Genomic DNA, 18,152 nt, shown 5'->3' with positions numbered 1-18,152 from the left:
ACGGAACACTCGAGCTCCGGTGTCAGCGGTCTTCTCACCTCTATCACACCGAGCGGCTATGACCGTGATCACTTTCACGGCTTGACTCCCCCGCTCGGGATGAATACTGTGAACTCTACTGAACGACTGTTCACTCGGGAAGGTCAAGGATGACACAATCACCGGCAGGGTTCGATGCGGACAGCATCGGCAGATGGATCGAGCGGAGATTCGGGATCAGCGATTTCGACGTCGAAGTGATGTCAGTCGGTCGGTCGAATCTGACGTTCACCATCCTCGTCGACGGCAACCCACGCTGGGTCCTGCGCCGCCCTCCCCTGGGCCACGAGGGCGGCAGCGCTCACAATGTCGCCCGCGAGGGCCGGATCATGGCAGCGCTCAATGACAGTGACGTTCCGGTGCCGACCGTCCTCGACATCGTCGACGACCCCGAGGTCCTCGACGTGCCCTTCGTGTTCATGGACCACTGCCCGGGATTCCCGATCAACACTCCCACCGAGTGGGAGTCCATCCCACCTGAGAACCGCCGCGACTGTGCATTCGGCATGGTCGACGCGCTGGCGGCGATCCATTCCGTCGACGTCGATGCTGTCGGATTGTCCGATCTGCGTCGACCCGGCGGACTCATCGACCGGCAGCTGCGTCGTTGGATCGGGCAGGTCGAGAAGATCGCGATGCGCGAGACTCCGATCATCCACGAGGTCCACGATGTCCTCCGCGAGGCCATGCCCGACCCTGCGGGCTCGCCCGTGGGAATCGCACACGGGGACTTCAAACCGAACAATATGATCTTCGCCCCTTCGGGGTCGGTCAACGCCGTCGTCGACTGGGAGCTGACAGCCATCGGCGAGGTGCTCACCGACCTCGGCTATTTCGTCGCCATGCTCACGGTGCCCGAACAGTACACCAGCATCTGGGTACCCCGAGCCGACGACGGTTTCCCCACCACAGACGAACTCATCGACCGCTATCAGGAAGTCAGCGGGCACGAAGTCCACGATGTCAGCTACTACTCGGCGTTCGCGATGTGGAAACTGGCCTGTATCCGTGAAGGCGTCTACACACGACTGGCGACTGGCAAGATGGGCGACCTCGATCTCGACCCGGAAGAGGCCGGAGCCGGGGTCGAAGACCTCGCTCGCCAAGCCCTCGACCTGTTGGAGAGATCATGACCTCATCCCTGGCTGGCAAACGTGCAGTGGTCACCGGGGCCGCCGGTGGAATCGGCGCCGCTTTGGCCGCCGAGCTCATCGAACGCGGTGCGTCAGTCGTTCTCGCGGACCTCTCCCCCACGGTCGTCGACACCGCCGCCGAACTCGGCACCTCGGCATTCGCGTGGACGGGGGACGTGTCATCGGTCGAAGGAATCGGTGCGCTCATCGATTCTGCCGACGACCGCCTCGGCGGGATCGATCTGTACTTCGCCAATGCCGGAATCATCGGTCCGGCGATGCTCGGAGACTCCGACGCCGACTGGGACGCGATCATCGACGTCAACATGCGCGCCCATATCCGCGCCGCGCAGGCACTCGTCCCCCGCTGGCAGGAGGCCGGTTCCGGGTATTTCGTCGCCACCGCCTCGGCGGCAGGACTGCTCACGCAGATCGGCTCGGCCGCGTATTCGGTGACCAAGCATGCGTCAGTCGGATTCGCGGAATGGTTGGCCATGACCTATCGCGATGACGGAATCCGCGCCTCGGTGGTCTGCCCGATGGGAGTGAACACGAATCTGCTCGACGACGCCGGATCCGCCGGCGGCGCCGCCCAGAAGGCCGTGACCTCAGCCGGAACCGTCCTGGAACCCGCCGAGGTGGCCGCCATCGTCCTCGACGCCGTCGAGAACGAGCAGTTCCTCATCCTGCCGCACCCCGAAGTCCTCGAGATGTACCGGATGAAAGGCAGCGACTACGACCGCTGGCTGCGCGGAATGTCCCGATACCAAGCCCGACTCAGCGAACAGTGACACCGATCCCACCACCGAGTGAGACTCACCCGAGACCAGACCTCACAGCAGTGTGAGACCCACCGAGAAGCAAGGAGCCCACGTGTTGGAAACCAGCGAACGCGGACGCGAGTATCAGGAGCGTCTGAACGCCTTCATGGACGAATTCGTCTACCCGGCCGAGCCGGTCTACGCCGAGCAGATGGCCGCGGCGGCCAGCCCCCACACACAGCCGCAGATCCTCGAAGACCTCAAAGCCGAAGCGAAGAAGCAGGGCCTGTGGAACCTCTTCCACCCGCACCCGGAATGGGGACCCGGGCTGACGAACCTCGAATACGCTCCATTGGCCGAGATCACCGGGCGCAGCCTGGAGATCGCCCCCGAAGCGATCAACTGCAATGCACCGGACACCGGCAATATGGAGGTCTTCACGGTCTTCGGCACGGATGAGCACAAGGAGAAGTACCTGGGGCCCCTGCTCGAGGGTGAGATCGCTTCGGCCTTCGCCATGACCGAGCCGGCCGTGGCCAGCTCCGATGCGACGAACGTCGAGATGAGCATGGAGCGCACCGACGACGGATTCGTGCTCAACGGCCGCAAGTGGTTTGCGTCGAACGCGATGCACCCGAACTGCCGGGTGCTCATCGTCATGGGCAAGACCGATCCCACCGCCGAGGTGCACCGTCAGCAGTCGATGCTCGTCGTGCCGATCGATGCCGCCGGAGTCACCGTGGTGCGCAACCTGCCCGTATACGGCTACGCCGACCGGGAGGGCCATGCCGAGATCATCTTCGAGAACGTGCTCGTGCCGTTCAAGGACATTCTCAAGGGCGAGGGCGAAGGCTTCGCCATCAGTCAGGCGCGACTGGGCCCGGGCCGCATCCACCACTGCATGCGTGCCATCGGAGCCGCCGAGCGCGCGCTCGAACTCATGGTCAAGCGCGCAGAATCTCGCGTGACTTTCGGTGAGAAGCTGTCGAACCGGGCGAACATCCAAGACTGGATCGCCGAGTCCCGGATCGAGATCGATCAGGCTCGGTTGCTGACCCTGCACGCCGCGGACATGATGGACAAGTACGGCAACAAGGTGGCGAAGAACGAGATCGCTGAGATCAAGGTCGTCGCACCGACGATGGCGCTGAAGGTCATCGATCGGGCGGTTCAGGTCCACGGCGGCGGCGGAGTCACCGAGGACTTCCCACTGGCCCGGATGTGGGCGCATATGCGCACCCTGCGTCTGGCCGATGGACCGGATGAAGTGCACAAGCGCTCCATCGCCCGCAATGAGATCAGGAAATACCGCGGCTGAGGTCGGCTCTTCCGCGATACAGTGAGACCCCACCGGGCCCGCAGCAGTGTGCACGGGTCCGGCACCGCCTGCGAAAGGATGTTCAATGACGAACAATTGGTTTGAGGATCGCCCATGGATCACCACTTTGGGCGATCTCGCTCAGGAGCCCTATGTGCTGCCGGATTCCACGCCCTTGGCCGACCTGGCTGCAACAGTCGACGCCCGTGGCGACGAGGAAGGCATCAACTACTACGGATTCACCCTGACCTGGGCGGAGTTCGACCGGTGGTCGACAGCTTTCGCTGCTTTCCTCTCGGCCCACGGGATCAAGCCCGGCGACCGTGTCGGCATCTATGATCAGAACACCCCCGCGTTCGTGATCTCCACCTATGGGGTCTGGAAAGCCGGAGGCACCGTCGTCCCCCTCAACCCCATGTACCGCGGCGAGCTCGAGCACATCTTCGCCGACTCCGAGGTCAAGGGACTCATCGTCTCTCAGGCTGCCTATCTCGACCGGGTCAAGGACTATACCTCGGACCTGCCGCTGGTTGTGCTCAGTGATGACCGGAGCTTCCAGACGGATGGCCCTGATGCGATCTATGCGATGTTCGACAAGCTGCCGCGCTTCGAGGACCTGCCGCCGGCCGAAGGACGTTTTGCGTTCGCAGAGGCGGTGGAGGACAACCTCGATACCGACTTCACCCCGTACTCCCCTGCTCCGTCGGACCTCGGTCTCATCGCCTACACGTCCGGCACCTCGGGACGGTCGAAGGGAGCGGCAGCGACTCATGCGAATATCTCGAGCAACTCGCGCTACTGCCTGCGCAACCCGATCCTGGGTCCCGGCGACGGCTACGTCTCACTGGCTCCCCTGTTCCACATCACCGGATTCATCTGCCAGTTCCTTGCGGCCGTGGCCGGCGGTGCCCGGCTCATCCTGAACTATCGTTTCGAACCCGGTTCGCTCATCGCTCTATGTGATCGGCAGAAGCCTGCGTACATGGCCGGCCCGGCCACGATATATACGGCGATGATGGCGCACCCCGCCTTCAGCGCCGAGAAGTTCGCATCCTTCAAATCCCTCATGTCCGGCGGTGCACCGCTGCCCGAAGGACTGGTCAACAAATTCGAAGAGCGTGCCGATATCTATGTCGGTCAGGGCTACGGCCTGTCGGAGACCTGCGCCCAGGTCGCCACCGTGCCGCATGGATTCCAAGCCCCGGTCGACCCGGACAGCGGGAACCTCGCCTGCGGTCTGCCGCAGCCTGATGTGATGATCCGCATCCTCGATGACCACGGTCAGCCCATGGGCCCCGGGGAGGTCGGAGAGATTGCGATCTCCGGACCGCAGGTGGTCTCCAGTTACCTCAACAACCCGCAGGCCACCGCGGAGCAGATCCCCAACGGCGAGCTGCACACCGGCGATGTCGGGTTCATGAATGAAGACGGGTGGCTGTTCATCGTCGACCGGAAGAAGGACATGATCAATGCCTCCGGCTTCAAGGTCTGGCCGCGGGAAGTCGAGGATGTGCTCTACATGCACCCGGCCATCCAGGAGGCAGCTGTCGTGGGCATCCCCGATGACTACCGCGGCGAGGATGTGTCGGCCTTCGTCACCCTGCAGCCCGGCGCCGAGGCGACCGCTGACGAGATCATGTCATTCTGCCGGCAGAAGCTCGCTTCCTATAAGGCTCCGCACCAGGTGACGTTCATCGATCAGCTGCCGAAGACGAGTTCGGGCAAGATCCTGCGGCGGACCATCCGCGCCGATGCCGTCGAAGCCGCCCAGGCAGCCAAAGCGGCAGCGGGGTCTGCCGACTGAGGCTGAGGTCGGGCCTGTCTTGCGCGATTCCGGCTTCCGCGGCGTCGGCGTCGTTCAGGGGACGCGGGATGCCGGATACTTGTCTGCTTCGCTGATGATCTCCGGAGTCTGCTCGTCGTCCTCGACGATGCCTGCCATCTCCCATCGGCCATGGACCGGGCAACGCTGAAAGCGATACGCGCCGAAGCGGATGGATTTGAATGACATCAGCGGAATCCAGCGAGTGCGGTAGTACCCGCCGCCGGAGCAGCGGACGATGACTTCATCGGCATAGGTCTTCTCGCTCATGACCCCCAGGTTAACGCAAGGCCCCTTAACGACGTCGAGACTGGACGCCGAGATTCAGCCCAGGCTGACGGTTTCGGCGCCGCCGATGGAGGCGAAGCGGTCGGGCTGACAGGTGAGCAGAATGACCTGAGCCGTGCGGCCGACATTGCCGAGGATGACGTTGAGCGCGGCCAGGCGCTGCTCATCGGAGAAGCCGAAGGCATCGTCGAGGATGACCGGTGCTCCGGCTTCCGCATCGACGAGGGTGGCGACGGCGAGTCGGCCGATGAGCGCCAACTGTTCCTTCGTCCCACCCGAGAGCGCGTCGAAGGCCACGGTGCGTCCGTCGAGCGTGCGAGAGACGATTTCGAGGTTCTCGGAGATCTCCACCGACAGTCCCTGACCGAAGATCACCCGACCCAGCTTCTCGATCGCCTCCTTGAACGGGGCGACGTACCTCCGCTGAGCCTCTTCCTTGTGTGCGAGCACGGTGTCGCGCAACAGTCGGATCGCATTTGCCTGCCGCTGCATGCGAGCCAGCTTTGACCGAATGGACTCCACGTTCTGCTCTGCAGCTTTGAGCTTGTCGTAGATGCCCTCGGCCGCACGGTCATCGATGAGAGCCGCGAGCTGATCGACCTCCTGCCGGTCCTTCTCCTGCTGCTTCTGTTTGCTGTCGACGAGCTGGAGAGCGTTCTGCAGTCGCATCTCAAGAGTCTCGGGGTCGGCGGCCTCGTATGCGGAGCGTGCGGCAGCGGCTTCGTCCTCAGCCTGTGTCAGTGTCGCCGTGGCAGCGGTCAGTGCTTCGTCGAGGGACTCATCGGAGTTCGCTTCCCTGTCCATGCTCAGGCGGGTGCTGAGGTTCTGCAGCGTCGTCGCCGCCTGTTCGCGCGTCGACTGTGCACGCACGGCTGCCACACGTGCCTCATCCCGGTCGGTGCGAATGCGTTCGAGCGTGGTTCTGGCCGTCTCGACCTGCGCGGTCGCATCGTCGACGGCTGCTGACGTCGATTCGACCAGTGCTTCGAGGTCGTCGATCGATGCGGCGGTTCCGCTCGTATCAGCGGGGTCCCCCGCCACGTGTTCGGCTCGGGTGAGCGCGGCATCGAGTCCGTCGCGGTCGTCGTCGCCGATGAGCACCCGCAGAGTCGATGAGGCTTCGGCCAGCACGGACTCGGCATCGGTGCGCACCTCGCTGCGTTCGCGTGCCTGTTCTAGGGAGGTCACGCCGAGCCGGTCGAGTTCCGCGTCGAGAAAGGTCTGCGCGGAGTCGAGGGCCCGGTCGAGTTCGGCTGGTGACTGTCCCGGTCGCACAGTGATGTCGACGACGGAGTCGACGAGGATCTGCAGGTCCGAGGTGACGGCGAATTCCTCGGCGGACCCCTTGGGCACATCGGTTCCGTCGATGCTCACGGCGGTATCGCCGAGGCGGCGGGCGACGATCTGTGCGGCGGCCGCGGTCTTCGCGTTCTGCGCAATGCGCAGCTCGGTGAACAGTCCTCCGAGTTTCTCCACGTCTTTCGCGGTCACGGTGATCGACCCGATCGTCGCTTTCGCCTCGGCTGCTCTGCGTTCCTGGTCGCGGATGTCGGCCAGCCTCTTCCGCAGAGTCTCGACCTCTCTGCGTGCGCGGGCCCGAGCGAGATCGGCGGCTGCGGTCTTCGCTTCAACCTGAGCGGTGAGGAGTGCGGTCTGTTCGGCCTCGAGGCCCTTCTGCGCCTCGGCGAGAGACGAGTCCTCTTCCTGCTGTGCGGTCGTGACCGTCTTGAGTGCATCGTCGGCAGTCTTCACCGACTCTTCGGCCGCGGTGACCTCGGTGATGAGTGCCTGACGTCGGTCTCGCGCCTCCTCGGCACGCTGACGTTCTCTCTGTGCGACGCCCGCGCGTTCGAGAGCTCGATCGAGTTCGGTCTTGAGCCCGGACACGGACTGCACAGCCTGTTCAGCCTCTTCGCGTTCGGTCACGGCCGATGCCAGCTGAGTACGCCCATTCGTCAGCCGCTCGGCTGCTCGAGCATGCCGGTCGACGAGCCCGTCCATATCGGCGCTGCGAGCCTTCAGTTCACGATGCTGCTCTTCGGCGCCGGGGAGTTCTTCGGTGAGCCTTCGCAGCTCACCCGTCTCCTTGCCCTTTGCCGTGAAGAACCTCAGGTATTCGGTTTCGACTCTGTCGAGGAAGGCATCGTGGTCAGCCGGTTCCTCCCCGGCCTCGCCCAGAGCACCGTGCAGTGCCTTGATCTCGGCCAGGGAAGCCTGGTCGAGGCTCCGGCCCTGAGCGACGTCGAGAGCGTCGAGCAGGTCGACATCGACGGTTTCGTCGAGGATCGCCAAGAACCGCTCATGTGCTTCGCTGCCGCTGAGCTGTTGGGGGGCGGGGTTGAGAATGCTCAGCTCGGTGAAGGGCTGTTTGATCCAGCGTTTGCTGTATCGGAGTTCGTAGTCCCCGGTGCTCAGGTGCAGTTCGACTTGCGGACCGACGTCGGAACCGACCGGTTGGGTGTCTTTGACGCTGGCCTTGCGGGAGCTGTCCTTGTCCTCGCGCAGCTGCGTGATGGCCTGATGGATCGAGGACTTCCCGACCTCGTTCGGGCCTTCGACGATCGTCACCCCGGAGCTGAAGTCGACGGTGGCGTCGCTGATCGCGCGGTAGTCGATGAGGCGGATGGAATGGAGTCTCATGAGCCGCTCCTGGCGAATCGGTAGAGCAGACCGAGTGCGTCTTGGGCCGTGACTGCTGAGTCGTCGTCTGCGGTGGCACGTGCGGAGAGTTCGTCAAGAGTCTCCTGCAGGTATCCGCTCAGTCCGAGATCGGCGAAGTCGTCGTCCGCAGCGACGACGGCCAGGTCCATGTGACGCTCCCAGAGTGAGACGAGCGCGAACAGGTCGGAGAAGTGGTCGAGCTGTTCGTCGAGTCGGGCCTTCGCCGCCGTCGGCAGAGTGCCGCGCAGGATCAGCCACACCGCCGTGCGGTCCTTGTCGGGAACGGCATTCATCCGCTCTTCGAAATCGGCGACATCCTCGGCGGAGTTGAGGTCGGCTTGGATGACGGTGAATGCCCATGTGCCGACGCGGACCTTCTCGACCTCGGCCCGGTGGGTGTCGGCATCGATGTCGACGAGGAGCACGTTGCCCGGATCGGTCTCCCGCCGAGAGGTCACTTCCGGTGCTCCCGGATACCAGATGCGGTCGGCGACCTCGAAGGTCGCGTGCCGGTCGCCGAGCGCGACGAACTGGGCCCGGTCGTCGCGCAGCAGTGCCTGCAGATGGTCGGTGTCGATGGTGGCCAGCGATTCCCGATCCGGGTCGAGGACGCTCACGGCTCCGTGGCCGGCGATGATCCGGATATCACCGGCAGCCACCTCGGCGAGGTCTTTCGTCGCTGTGGCGACGAGATCCCCTTGAGGATGTTTGGAAGACCAGGGGGCGCCGATGATCTCGACCCCGGAAACGACGGTGAACGGGTCGCTGCCGCGCAGGACATGCACATGCGAGGGCACCCGTGAGGAGAAGGCCGGGGAGTCATAGATCGATGCGGCGTCCAAGGGGTCATGGTTGCCGGGAAGCAGCACGACCGGCACGGTGAAAGCGTTGAGGACTTCGAAAGTCCGGGCGATGATCGCGCGGTCGAGCTGGTTGGTTTCGAACACGTCCCCGCAGACGAGGACGAACTCCGCGCCCGTCTCGGCGGCGAGCGCTCCGATGCGGGCAACGGCGTCGAGGCGGGCGCGGTGGAACCTAGGCCGGGCCTCGTCGCTGAGGTAGTGCGCGGTCATGCCGAGCTGCCAGTCCCCCGTGGCGATGAATCTCATCTGCTCCTCCTCAATCGGTCCCATCCTACGGTCGCAGGCCCACACTATCGGCAGGCACTGACGCGGGTGTTCTGCACCACACAGATACCCTCAAACGCTGACTTAGGTTAGGCTAAACATTTGTGAATGCGATTGCACTGACTGCCACCGGCCTCAATCTGGGCTACGACCGCACCGAGGTCGTCCATGACGTGAGCCTGACGATCGTCCCCGGACGGGTCACCGCCCTGCTCGGACCCAATGGGTCGGGCAAGTCCACCGTCCTGCGCTCACTGGCCCGGCTGCACCCGATCACCTCGGGCGACGTCGTCATCACCGAGGCCGACGCAGACACTCCATCAAGCACTCTGACGGCCAGAGAGTTCGCCCGGTTCGTCACCCTGCTGTCCCAGTCGCGCCCGCACCCGTCGGGCCTCAGTGTCCGTGAGATCGTCACCTTCGGCCGCCACCCGCACCGTAAGCGCTTCGCCGGGCTCACCGACGTCGATCGCGCTGCCATCGATCGCGGCCTCTCCCTCACCGGCACCATGGCGATGGCCGACCGTCCGGTCGACCAGCTCTCCGGCGGCGAGCTCCAACGCGTCTGGTTGGCGACCTGTCTGGCCCAGGACACCGGAGTCCTCCTGCTCGACGAACCGACGAACCATCTCGACCTGCGCTACCAGTCGGAGATCCTCGACCTCATGCGCGAACTCGCCGACGACCACTCCATCGCCGTCGGCGTCGTCCTCCATGACCTGGAACATGCCGCCACCGTCGCCGATCACGTGGTCCTGCTCGAACAGGGCCGCATCCGCTCGGTCGGCACCTGCGAAGACGTCTTCACCGCCGAGACGCTGAGCGAGGTCTACGGGCTGCCTATCTCGACCCGGATCGATGCCGACACCGGCCTGGTCCGGGTCGAAGCCCTCCACCGACGGACTCGTCGCCCGGCCGCAGCTCTCTGAGCACCCCACCGCACCTTCTGACAGTCACACCCAGAAATCGCACCACCTCATCTCCGATCGCCGATCGGTTCACAGAAAGAACACCATGACCAGAACACCTCTGTCACGCACCTCGTTCGCCGCCTTCGCCTCGGCAACGGCGGTCTGCGCACTGGCCCTGACCGGGTGCGGCACCACCGATACCGACGCCCCTGCTGATGCGAAGGGACAGACCTCCGCATCGTGCGCGGACGACTCGAGCACCACCTCGGCGGATCCGGTCACCGTCACCGACGACACCGGCCACGAGATCGAACTGGACAAGCCGGCGGCGAAGGTCGTCTCTCTCGAATGGCAGTACACCGAGGATCTTCTCTCGCTCTGCGTCGATCCCGCCGCTGTCGCCGATGCGAAGGGCTTCACCACCTGGGACACGGCAGAGAAGCTGCCCGACTCCACCACCGACGTCGGCACTCGCCAGGAACCCAACGTCGAATCGATCCTGTCGGCCGATCCGGATCTCGTCATCATCGAAACGACGAACCGCAAGGACAAGATCGTCGGTCAGCTCGAGAAGCAGGGAATCCCTGTGATGGCGATGGCCGGCGCCGACGGCAAGGATCCCGTCAAGTACATGAAGGACACGTTCACCACCGTCGCCGAGGCGACCGGTCGCACCGAGCGCGCCGACACCGTGCTCGGCGATTTCGATGCGAAGCTCGAAGAATCGAAGAAGGCCATCGCCGAGGCGGACCCGGCCACCACCGAATTCGTCTACTTCGACGGCTGGGTCAACGGTTCGAATGTGGCGCTGCGTCCCTTCGGCCAGGGTTCACTCATCGGCGAACTCGGCGAGGAACTGGGCCTGAAGAACGCGTGGACCGGTGAGGTCGACCCCGCGTACGGACTCGGCCAGACCGATATCGAAGGCATCTCGAAGGTCGGTGACGCGAACTTCTTCTACACCGGGACCGAGGACCCTGAGTCCGAGGACTATGTGGAGCTGCTGAAGAAGAACGACATCTGGGCGAACATCCCCGCAGTGAAGGACGACCGCACCACGGCCTTCCCGGCAGGCATTTGGACCTTCGGCGGACCCAAGTCGTCCGAGCAGGCCCTCGACGCCTACGTCGACGCACTGACCAAGTAGACCGTGGCCTCTCCCCTGACCCGTCCGAACACCTCCCAGCAGACGGCTGCGGCACCGGAACCGACCATGGTTCCGGTCCGCGGCCGCGGAATCGTCGGTGCCCTGTCGACCGCCGCCGCACTGCTCGGCCTCATTGCCGTCCTCGTCATCGCCTCCGCCTGGCATATCACGCAGGGCACCTCGGGCATCGGCATCAGGGAACTGTTCACGGCCGTGACCGGCACGCTCTCCCCCGCCGAGGATGGCCCCAGTGCCCGTGACATCCTCCTCGGATCCCGGCTGCCGCGCGTGGGGGCGGGCATCCTCGTCGGCCTCGCCTTGGGTGTGGCCGGCGCCCTGTTCCAATCGCTGGCGCGCAACCCCTTGGCATCGCCGGACACGCTGGCGGTCACCGGCGGTGCGTACTTCGCCGTCACCGTGGTCACTGCCTTCGGCATTGCGATTCCGATCTGGGCCTCGGGAGGGGTCGCCTTCCTCGGCGGCCTGCTTGCCGCAGCCCTGGTCCTCGGCCTGGCCGGAGGCGCAGGAGCCTCGACGACTCGGCTCGTGCTGGCGGGCACGGCCACGGCGATGGCGCTGCAGGCGGCGACATCGACTCTGCTCATCCTCTTCGCCGAAGAGACGACGAGTCTCTTCTCCTGGGGTTCGGGCACTCTCAATCAGCTCGATGGCACCGCGGCCCTGCGCAGCATTCCCGTCATCGCTGTCATCGCCGGCGGTGCGATCCTGCTGTCGAGGCGTCTGGACCTGCTCGGTCTCGGCGACGACGCCGCCTCGGTGCTCGGGGTTCCGGTCAGGTCGACGCGGGCCATCGGGATCCTCCTCGCCGTCATGCTCACCGCCACTGCGGTGACCCTGGCCGGTCCGATCGGCTTCGTCGGCCTCTGTGCCCCGGTCATCGCCCGGCTCCTCGCCCGCGTCGTACCGAGCCTCGGCCGTCATGCCGTGCTCTTTCCCGCCGCCGGTCTCATCGGTGCGATCATCGTCATCGTCGCCGATGCCCTGCTGCGCGCGATCGTCGGCGCCACCGAGGCGATCACCCTCCCGTCGGGAGTGACGACGACTGTGCTCGGGGCGATCGTGCTCGTACTTCTGGCGCGATCGATGCGCACGGCATCACCGGCCGCGGCCACCTCGGCGGCGAACTCGGCTGTGGTAGGTCCGCGACGTGCCGGGCTCGTCATCGGCATCGGCATCATGGTCCTCATCCTCGTCGCCGTGATCGGTCTGCTCACCGGGGAACGGTTCTACCTCCTCGGCGATGTTCTGCTGTGGTTCCAGGACCGGGCGGCCCCCGTCATCGATTTCGCCTTCGACTCACGCGCGCCCCGCGTCGCCGCTGCTCTGGCTGCCGGTGCCGCGCTCGGACTCTCCGGCACCCTCGTTCAGGCCAGTGCACGCAACCCTCTGGCCGAACCCGGCCTGCTCGGCATCACCGGCGGGGCCGGGCTGGGTGCCGTCATCGTCGTCACCCTCATTCCCGGCGCTGGGGTCGGACTCGTCTCCGCGGTCGGGATCGTCGGCGCGCTGGTTGCCTTCGCCATCGTCTACGGACTCTCATGGCGAGGTGGGATGAATACCGATCGCCTCGTCCTCATCGGCATCGGGCTGTGGTTCGGGTTCACCGCCCTGACGACACTGTTCCTCGTCCGTGCCAATCCCTGGGACACGCCTGCCCTCTTCACGTGGCTGTCCGGATCGACGTACGGAAGGGCGTGGGCGGACATCGCACCAGTCGCCCTCGCCCTGCTCGTCGCCGTACCGCTGGCGTTCGTGTGGACGCGCGAGCTCGACCTGCTCGCCCTTGATGATGACACCCCACGGCTGGTCGGGGTTCCGCGTGAACCGGTGCGTCTGGCAGTGCTCATCACCGCCGCCGTGCTCGCGGCGGTGAGCGTATCGGCAGTCGGCGTCGTCGGATTCATCGGCCTCGTCGCCCCGCACGCTGCGCGCGCTCTGGTCGGCGCCCGTCATATCCGGGTCGTGCCCACGGCGATGCTGCTCGGAGCCGTGGGCCTTGTCGTCGCCGACGCCGTGGGGCGCACGGTCATCGCTCCGGCGCAGATACCGGCCGGTCTCATCGTCGCCCTCATCGGCGCCCCGTACTTCGTCTACCTGCTGGCACGCACCCGCGCCTGACATTGCGTGAGACTCGCAAGGTCCCGCGCTGCTCCTCGCCTGCCCGGTCGCCTTGCAATTCGATGTGCACTCTCCAGCCGATCCGAGTAACGATCAGCAGATGAAAGGTCGCCGCCGAGTCACGATGGCATTCGGCGGCGACCTGTGTATCGTTCGGTTGTCAGATGATTCCCGTCGGCACCAGCAGAGCCCACGCAAGAAGCGGGGCGATGAGGACGACGAACCCGGCGTAGATCATGAGGTCGCGCCAGATTGTTTTGGCTTCGCCGCCCTGTGTGTTGGCAATGATGAGCGCACCGTCTGTCGAGAACGGAGAGACATCGACGATCGTCGCCGATACCGCGAGCGCCGACATGACGGCTGTCGCGCTGAGGGCACTCTGCTCGAGCAGAGGGATGGACATCGGAATCAGGGCGGTGAGCAGCGCAGTCGAGGATGCGAAGGCAGAACTCACTCCGATGACGTAGCAGAGGACGATCGCGACGATGAGTGGAGCACCAATTGCCACCGCCATCTTCGAGAGCGAATCGATGACGCCGGCGTGGGTGAGCAGGCTGACATAGACGATCATGCCCGACACCAGAAGGACGGTCGACCACGAGATTCCTGAGACGAGGTTCTCGGAGCTCTTCAAGGAGGTGAACGCCAGCACGAGTCCGCATGCCAGTCCGAGGAAGCCGATCGGCAGCTCGAATCCGACCGCGCCGACAACCATGACGACGATGAGGCCTATGGTCAGCCACACCTGACGAGTCATCGGCGATGTCGCTGTGCGCACCTCGGTCTCTACTGCGACTGCCGTTCCAGAACCGCTTCCCTGCCGAGGCATCCTACCGTCAGAGTCGGGCCCTTTGCTTCCCACACCGGAGTCTCCATGAGCTCCCCAACTCTCAAGGTTGTCCGGGTCGGGCACTGTACGCAGTCGCCCGAGGGCCTTCATCACGACGACAGTGAGAATAGTGACCAACAAGTTGATGACATAGGCTGCGAGGAAGAGAGCCCCGCCGTTGATCTCGAAGCCATTGGCCTCGGCAATGTCACGAACAATGTTTCCGGACACGGAGATCGGTGAGAACCCACCGGCGTGTGCGCCGTTGATGACCATCGCTCCCATGACTACTCCGCTGTAGCCAGTCGAGGCACAGAAGCCCATGGCTGCCGGTGCCAGCAGAGCAACTGCGGCGGGAGAGAATGTGCCCATCGCTGTCAGCAGCGAGGAGACGACGAAGAAGATCCACGGCACGATATTGATACGACCCCGGACTGCGCGGATAGCCAGATCCACGAGGACCCTAATGGTCCCGTTCTTCTGGGCGATGCTGAAGAAGAAAGTCACGCCGACGATCGTCAGCACGATGCTCGCGGGAAACTCCTCAAGGATCTCCTTGTCATCCATGCCGAAGACGAAGGTGCCGAAGACGAAAGCCCCGACGAGGCCCATGATCCCGATATTGATGGGCCATTTGGTGGCGGCGATGAACATCACCACCAGCACCACGAGCATGAGTATCTGAACTAGGGACATGGGTGTTCCTCCAACTTCATTGTCAGCTGATCTTCCTTGAAAAGATTCAGGTATTCCTAGGGACGGTCGTTCATGAGACCAGGGGCAGATCTATGTCTGCGTGGGCAATCCGCCGCGCCACCCGTCTGACTCCGAGACGAGCGACTTGCCCCGACCCGGTGAGCTGAACTCGACAGACGATGACTCCGACGGGGGTGCCGATTCGGATAGCCACCTCGTCGTCGGCGTCGGTGTGCTGAAGAGCCCGCTTGTCGATGACGTCATTGACAAGACTTCCTTCCACGAATGAAGCCCGTGCCAGGGCGATCGCCGAAGTGATTCCGATTGCGGGATGCAGATCGAACATCGAAACCATCCGCGCAGAGATGTCGTAGTCTCCGGCGGAGATCCTCTCTCCGGAGATGCTGGTGTAGTCGGACGGCGGCGCGATGAGGCCCACCTTGGGTACGGCGGGGCTCGGCTCCTCGCCTTCGGCGCTCAGTCCCATTGACCTCGATGCGGCCGATCGAATCTCGACGAGCTCATTGAGTCTCAGACGGATCTCCGCGGTCGGCTCGGCCCCGGACAGTCCGAGCTCAGCGGCACTGACGAAGCAAGCCGGAGCACCGGCGTCGATGCAGCTGACGGTGATCGAAACTCCGTCGCAACTCACCTCGGTGGCTGCCTCTCCGGTCGGCAGCAGCTCGCCGGTTGAAGCACCGTCGACGTTTTCGAAGAAGACGTTGACCGGAATGCCCGGCATCGAGCTTCCCGGTATCGTTTCGGAGCCGTTCGATGGAATCTTCTTTCCGGGTGTAGCTACATGAGCGACCACGACGGAACGCGTATTCTCATTCACCATCCTCACCGGAGTGACTTCGCCGCCAGGTCGGACCAATCCGTTCTGGACCGCGTAGAGCGCGACAGCCGAAGCGCAATTGCCGCAGTTCGACGTGAACTCGACCGCCGACCGGCCGATTCCGACCTGCGCGAACAGGTAGCTGACGTCGATGCCGGGGATCGCCGACGGCGAAATGACGGCAGCCTTGGAGGTCGTCGAGGAAGCCCCACCGACTCCGTTGAGCTGACGGTCATCTCCCGACCCGAAGGCCGCAGACAAGGCTTGCGCGATCCCAGCTCTGTCCGCCGGCATCTCGTCATTGGCGAACAACCAGCACTTGGACGTTCCGCCTCTGTACCACTGTCCGTGGAGCTGACTTTCCACTCGCATCTCCTTGGTCCATCGCCGCTGTCTGCGACGACGAACATCAAGTTTTCACATCGTCTAGTTAAGTTCAATCAACACTTGGTAACCTCTCTATAAGCTACGCTTAAACTATGAGTTCAGCGCCCTACAACGTCGACCGCCTCCTCCTGCTGCTTCTCGTCTTTCGGACAGGCAGCCTCTCCGCCGCCGCCGACGAACTCGCGTTATCGACCTCGGCAGTGTCACAGCAGATCAGCAAACTGGAACGCGAAGTAGGCCTTCCGCTTGTCGTCCGTCACCCGAAGGGCATGCGCCTGACAGATGCCGGAGTCAAACTCTCGTCTTATGCGGCGACCATCGACAATGCGCTCACGGCCGCAAGGAACGACATGTCCGCGTTTGCTCAGCTCGACCGAGGCGAAGTTCGGATTGCCACATTTCCGACCTTCGCCGCGTCGGTGATGCCGAAGATCCTTCAGCATTTCCATGAACTGCATCCAGACCTCGATGTGACGGTCAAGAGTTACCGTCTCGACCGCATCCAAGAGGCGCTCGAACGCCGCGAAGTCGATCTCGCGACAGTGTGGGACTACCCCTGGGCGCCGATCGACGACCAGATCCCCGTGACGACGACGCTGCTCAAAGAGCCCACGATGCTGCTTCTGCCATCAACTCACGCCTTAGCACGACGCAGAGTCGTGGAGCTCAAAGAGGTGGCGGACAATCCATGGATCACTCGCTCTTCCCACCCCGTTGCCTCGGTGCTCGGACGGATATGCAGTGATGCCGGGTTCGCGCCGCGCATCGTCTTCGAGGCCAATGACTACCAAGAGCTTCTGGGCATGGTCGCCGCCGGGCTGGGGGTGGCCATCGCCCCTCGCCTTGCAGTCCATTTTCATAGCCCCGACGTGAAGGTCGTCTCCATCAGAGGAAATCCAGCGCCGAGACGCATCGTCCTTTCCCAACTGCCCGAACGAGTGCCATCACCGGCCGTGCTGTCTCTGGTTCGCGCATTCCGCAAGATCGCCAGCGCGAAGGAATGGCGGACCTAGCAGCTCCCTCCGACTCCAGGACCGAGCTTCCTCACAAGCGACGGTCTCAACGATGTACGCACTTTCGCTTCAGCCCCCGATTGCCCACGCGGCCGCGTGCGCGCGGATGAAATCACGCAGGCGCTCGACGACGCGGCCGGGCCGACGCACAGCCGAACACAGCGCGACCTCACGCACGTATTCGGCCCCGTCCAGAGCCACCTCGGTGATTCCGTCGACCGGACGCACCGCGGGCGGGATCAATGCCACGCCCATTCCACGACCGACGAATTCGCGGATCGTCGAGAACTCGGTGACCTCGATCTTCACCTCCGGATCGAATCCGCTGGCCTGACACCAGCGGTCGGTCAGCACCCGGAGGTTGTAACTCGCAGGGGTGGCGATGAATTCCTCGGACGCCAACCGATCCAGGGTGATGCTGCGGACACCTGCCAGCGGGTGCACATCGGGCAGCGCCGCGATGATCGTCTGTCGTGCGAGCACCTCGTGGCTGACCTCGGGCGGCGGCGGAATGATGATCGCCAGATCGAGAGTGCCCCGCTGCAGATCAGCGACGAGCTCGGCACCGTGGGCCTGTTTGAGATCGAGGCGGATGCCAGGATGAGCCCGGTTGAAAGCCGCGAGCAGGTCGGGCACCTCACCGGCGCCCATCGTCAGCGGAAATCCGAACCGAATCGTGCCGTGCTCGGGATCGGCCACCTCGGCGAGATCGGCCAGCGCCGCATCGATCTCCGTCAGCGGGGCACGCACCGCAGCCACGAGATCCAGCGCTGCCGTCGTCAGACCGATGGCGCGTCCGCGCGGAACGGTCAATGGCACCCCGAGGTGGCTTTCGAGGGCGCGGATACGTCGGCTCATCGTGGATTGGGGTATGCCGAGGGCGGCGGCGGCCTCGGTCAGATGCCCGTCCTGATCGGCCAGCTCGACGAGTTCCCGCAGCGCCGTCAGCGGCGCCGCGCGGGACTCGGATGATCGTTCCATACTCGGATCATACAGTTCCGATCGCGCATTGGACGGATGATTCATGGGGGCGCATGGTGAGA

The 18,152-nt window shown here is 64.3% G+C and carries 14 protein-coding genes; 8 read left to right on the top strand and 6 right to left on the bottom strand.

The window, feature by feature from the left end:
- The first annotated feature begins 149 nt into the window (after window positions 1-149).
- The 4 genes from AC239G_RS06790 to AC239G_RS06775 all read left to right on the top strand — a co-directional run bounded on the left by AC239G_RS06790 (window position 150) and on the right by AC239G_RS06775 (window position 5,055).
- Window positions 150-1,172, top strand: coding sequence for a phosphotransferase family protein (locus AC239G_RS06790; protein WP_420097187.1), 1,023 nt, complete (start codon window positions 150-152; stop codon window positions 1,170-1,172).
- Entirely contained in the window at window positions 1,169-1,963 is a 795-nt protein-coding gene (locus AC239G_RS06785) for an SDR family oxidoreductase (RefSeq protein WP_139907411.1), read from the top strand. Before AC239G_RS06790 ends, AC239G_RS06785 begins: the two co-directional genes overlap by 4 nt.
- 82 nt (window positions 1,964-2,045) lie before the next feature.
- Entirely contained in the window at window positions 2,046-3,251 is a 1,206-nt protein-coding gene (locus AC239G_RS06780) for an acyl-CoA dehydrogenase family protein (protein WP_139469620.1), read from the top strand.
- Between the two features lie 85 nt (window positions 3,252-3,336).
- Entirely contained in the window at window positions 3,337-5,055 is a 1,719-nt protein-coding gene (locus AC239G_RS06775; RefSeq protein ID WP_487489998.1) for a class I adenylate-forming enzyme family protein, read from the top strand.
- A gap of 54 nt (window positions 5,056-5,109) precedes the next feature.
- Here AC239G_RS06775 and AC239G_RS06770 read toward each other — a convergent pair whose 3' ends face one another.
- From AC239G_RS06770 to AC239G_RS06760, 3 genes are read right to left on the bottom strand one after another with little or no spacing between them, the layout of a single operon-like run.
- A complete protein-coding gene (locus tag AC239G_RS06770) occupies window positions 5,110-5,343 on the bottom strand; it encodes a hypothetical protein (RefSeq protein ID WP_139469622.1) in 234 nt (77 codons plus the stop codon).
- Between the two features lie 54 nt (window positions 5,344-5,397).
- Window positions 5,398-8,001: an AAA family ATPase gene (locus AC239G_RS06765; protein ID WP_139907408.1), complete on the bottom strand. Its 2,604-nt coding sequence runs from the start codon at window positions 7,999-8,001 to the stop codon at window positions 5,398-5,400.
- A complete protein-coding gene (locus AC239G_RS06760) occupies window positions 7,998-9,131 on the bottom strand; it encodes a metallophosphoesterase family protein (RefSeq protein ID WP_487489997.1) in 1,134 nt (377 codons plus the stop codon). The genes AC239G_RS06765 and AC239G_RS06760 overlap by 4 nt, the downstream gene beginning before the upstream one ends.
- Before the next feature lie 122 nt (window positions 9,132-9,253).
- Here AC239G_RS06760 and AC239G_RS06755 point away from each other — a divergent pair, with 122 nt between their 5' ends.
- The 3 genes from AC239G_RS06755 to AC239G_RS06745 all read left to right on the top strand — a co-directional run bounded on the left by AC239G_RS06755 (window position 9,254) and on the right by AC239G_RS06745 (window position 13,346).
- Window positions 9,254-10,078 carry an ABC transporter ATP-binding protein gene (locus tag AC239G_RS06755; protein ID WP_139469625.1) on the top strand — a complete coding sequence of 275 codons (825 nt, stop codon included), beginning with the start codon at window positions 9,254-9,256 and terminating at the stop codon, window positions 10,076-10,078.
- 85 nt (window positions 10,079-10,163) lie between these two features.
- Window positions 10,164-11,207, top strand: a complete 1,044-nt coding sequence (locus AC239G_RS06750) for an ABC transporter substrate-binding protein (protein ID WP_139469626.1) — start codon at window positions 10,164-10,166, stop codon at window positions 11,205-11,207.
- A gap of 3 nt (window positions 11,208-11,210) precedes the next feature.
- Window positions 11,211-13,346 carry an iron ABC transporter permease gene (locus AC239G_RS06745; RefSeq protein WP_258041918.1) on the top strand — a complete coding sequence of 712 codons (2,136 nt, stop codon included), beginning with the start codon at window positions 11,211-11,213 and terminating at the stop codon, window positions 13,344-13,346.
- A gap of 160 nt (window positions 13,347-13,506) precedes the next feature.
- Here the strand turns inward: AC239G_RS06745 and AC239G_RS06740 are convergent, their stop codons facing one another.
- Window positions 13,507-14,871 carry an SLC13 family permease gene (locus tag AC239G_RS06740; RefSeq protein ID WP_139469627.1) on the bottom strand — a complete coding sequence of 455 codons (1,365 nt, stop codon included), beginning with the start codon at window positions 14,869-14,871 and terminating at the stop codon, window positions 13,507-13,509.
- A 70-nt stretch (window positions 14,872-14,941) separates the two neighbouring features.
- Window positions 14,942-16,075, bottom strand: coding sequence for a PrpF domain-containing protein (locus AC239G_RS06735; protein WP_139469628.1), 1,134 nt, complete (start codon window positions 16,073-16,075; stop codon window positions 14,942-14,944).
- 113 nt (window positions 16,076-16,188) lie between these two features.
- On the opposite strand from AC239G_RS06735, the gene AC239G_RS06730 reads away from it, so the two are divergent.
- The gene (locus AC239G_RS06730; protein ID WP_139469629.1) at window positions 16,189-17,109 is read left to right on the top strand and encodes a LysR family transcriptional regulator; all 921 of its coding nucleotides are present in this window, start codon (window positions 16,189-16,191) and stop codon (window positions 17,107-17,109) included.
- Window positions 17,110-17,178: 69 nt separating this feature from the next.
- Here AC239G_RS06730 and AC239G_RS06725 read toward each other — a convergent pair whose 3' ends face one another.
- Window positions 17,179-18,090, bottom strand: a complete 912-nt coding sequence (locus tag AC239G_RS06725; RefSeq protein WP_487489996.1) for a LysR family transcriptional regulator — start codon at window positions 18,088-18,090, stop codon at window positions 17,179-17,181.
- Between the last annotated feature and the right edge of the window lie 62 nt (window positions 18,091-18,152).

Source organism: Brevibacterium sp. Lmc1 (genome assembly GCF_057654315.1).
This window is presented reverse-complemented; position numbering and strand designations above follow the sequence as displayed.

Coding starts and splice junctions, on each gene's coding strand:
- AC239G_RS06790 (WP_420097187.1), top strand. CDS start 150: ATGACACAATCACCGGCAGGGTTCGATGCGGACAGCATCGGCAGATGG.
- AC239G_RS06785 (WP_139907411.1), top strand. CDS start 1,169: ATGACCTCATCCCTGGCTGGCAAACGTGCAGTGGTCACCGGGGCCGCC.
- AC239G_RS06775 (WP_487489998.1), top strand. CDS start 3,337: ATGACGAACAATTGGTTTGAGGATCGCCCATGGATCACCACTTTGGGC.
- AC239G_RS06770 (WP_139469622.1), bottom strand. CDS start 5,343: ATGAGCGAGAAGACCTATGCCGATGAAGTCATCGTCCGCTGCTCCGGC.
- AC239G_RS06765 (WP_139907408.1), bottom strand. CDS start 8,001: ATGAGACTCCATTCCATCCGCCTCATCGACTACCGCGCGATCAGCGAC.
- AC239G_RS06760 (WP_487489997.1), bottom strand. CDS start 9,131: ATGAGATTCATCGCCACGGGGGACTGGCAGCTCGGCATGACCGCGCAC.
- AC239G_RS06750 (WP_139469626.1), top strand. CDS start 10,164: ATGACCAGAACACCTCTGTCACGCACCTCGTTCGCCGCCTTCGCCTCG.
- AC239G_RS06740 (WP_139469627.1), bottom strand. CDS start 14,871: ATGTCCCTAGTTCAGATACTCATGCTCGTGGTGCTGGTGGTGATGTTC.
- AC239G_RS06730 (WP_139469629.1), top strand. CDS start 16,189: ATGAGTTCAGCGCCCTACAACGTCGACCGCCTCCTCCTGCTGCTTCTC.
- AC239G_RS06725 (WP_487489996.1), bottom strand. CDS start 18,090: ATGGAACGATCATCCGAGTCCCGCGCGGCGCCGCTGACGGCGCTGCGG.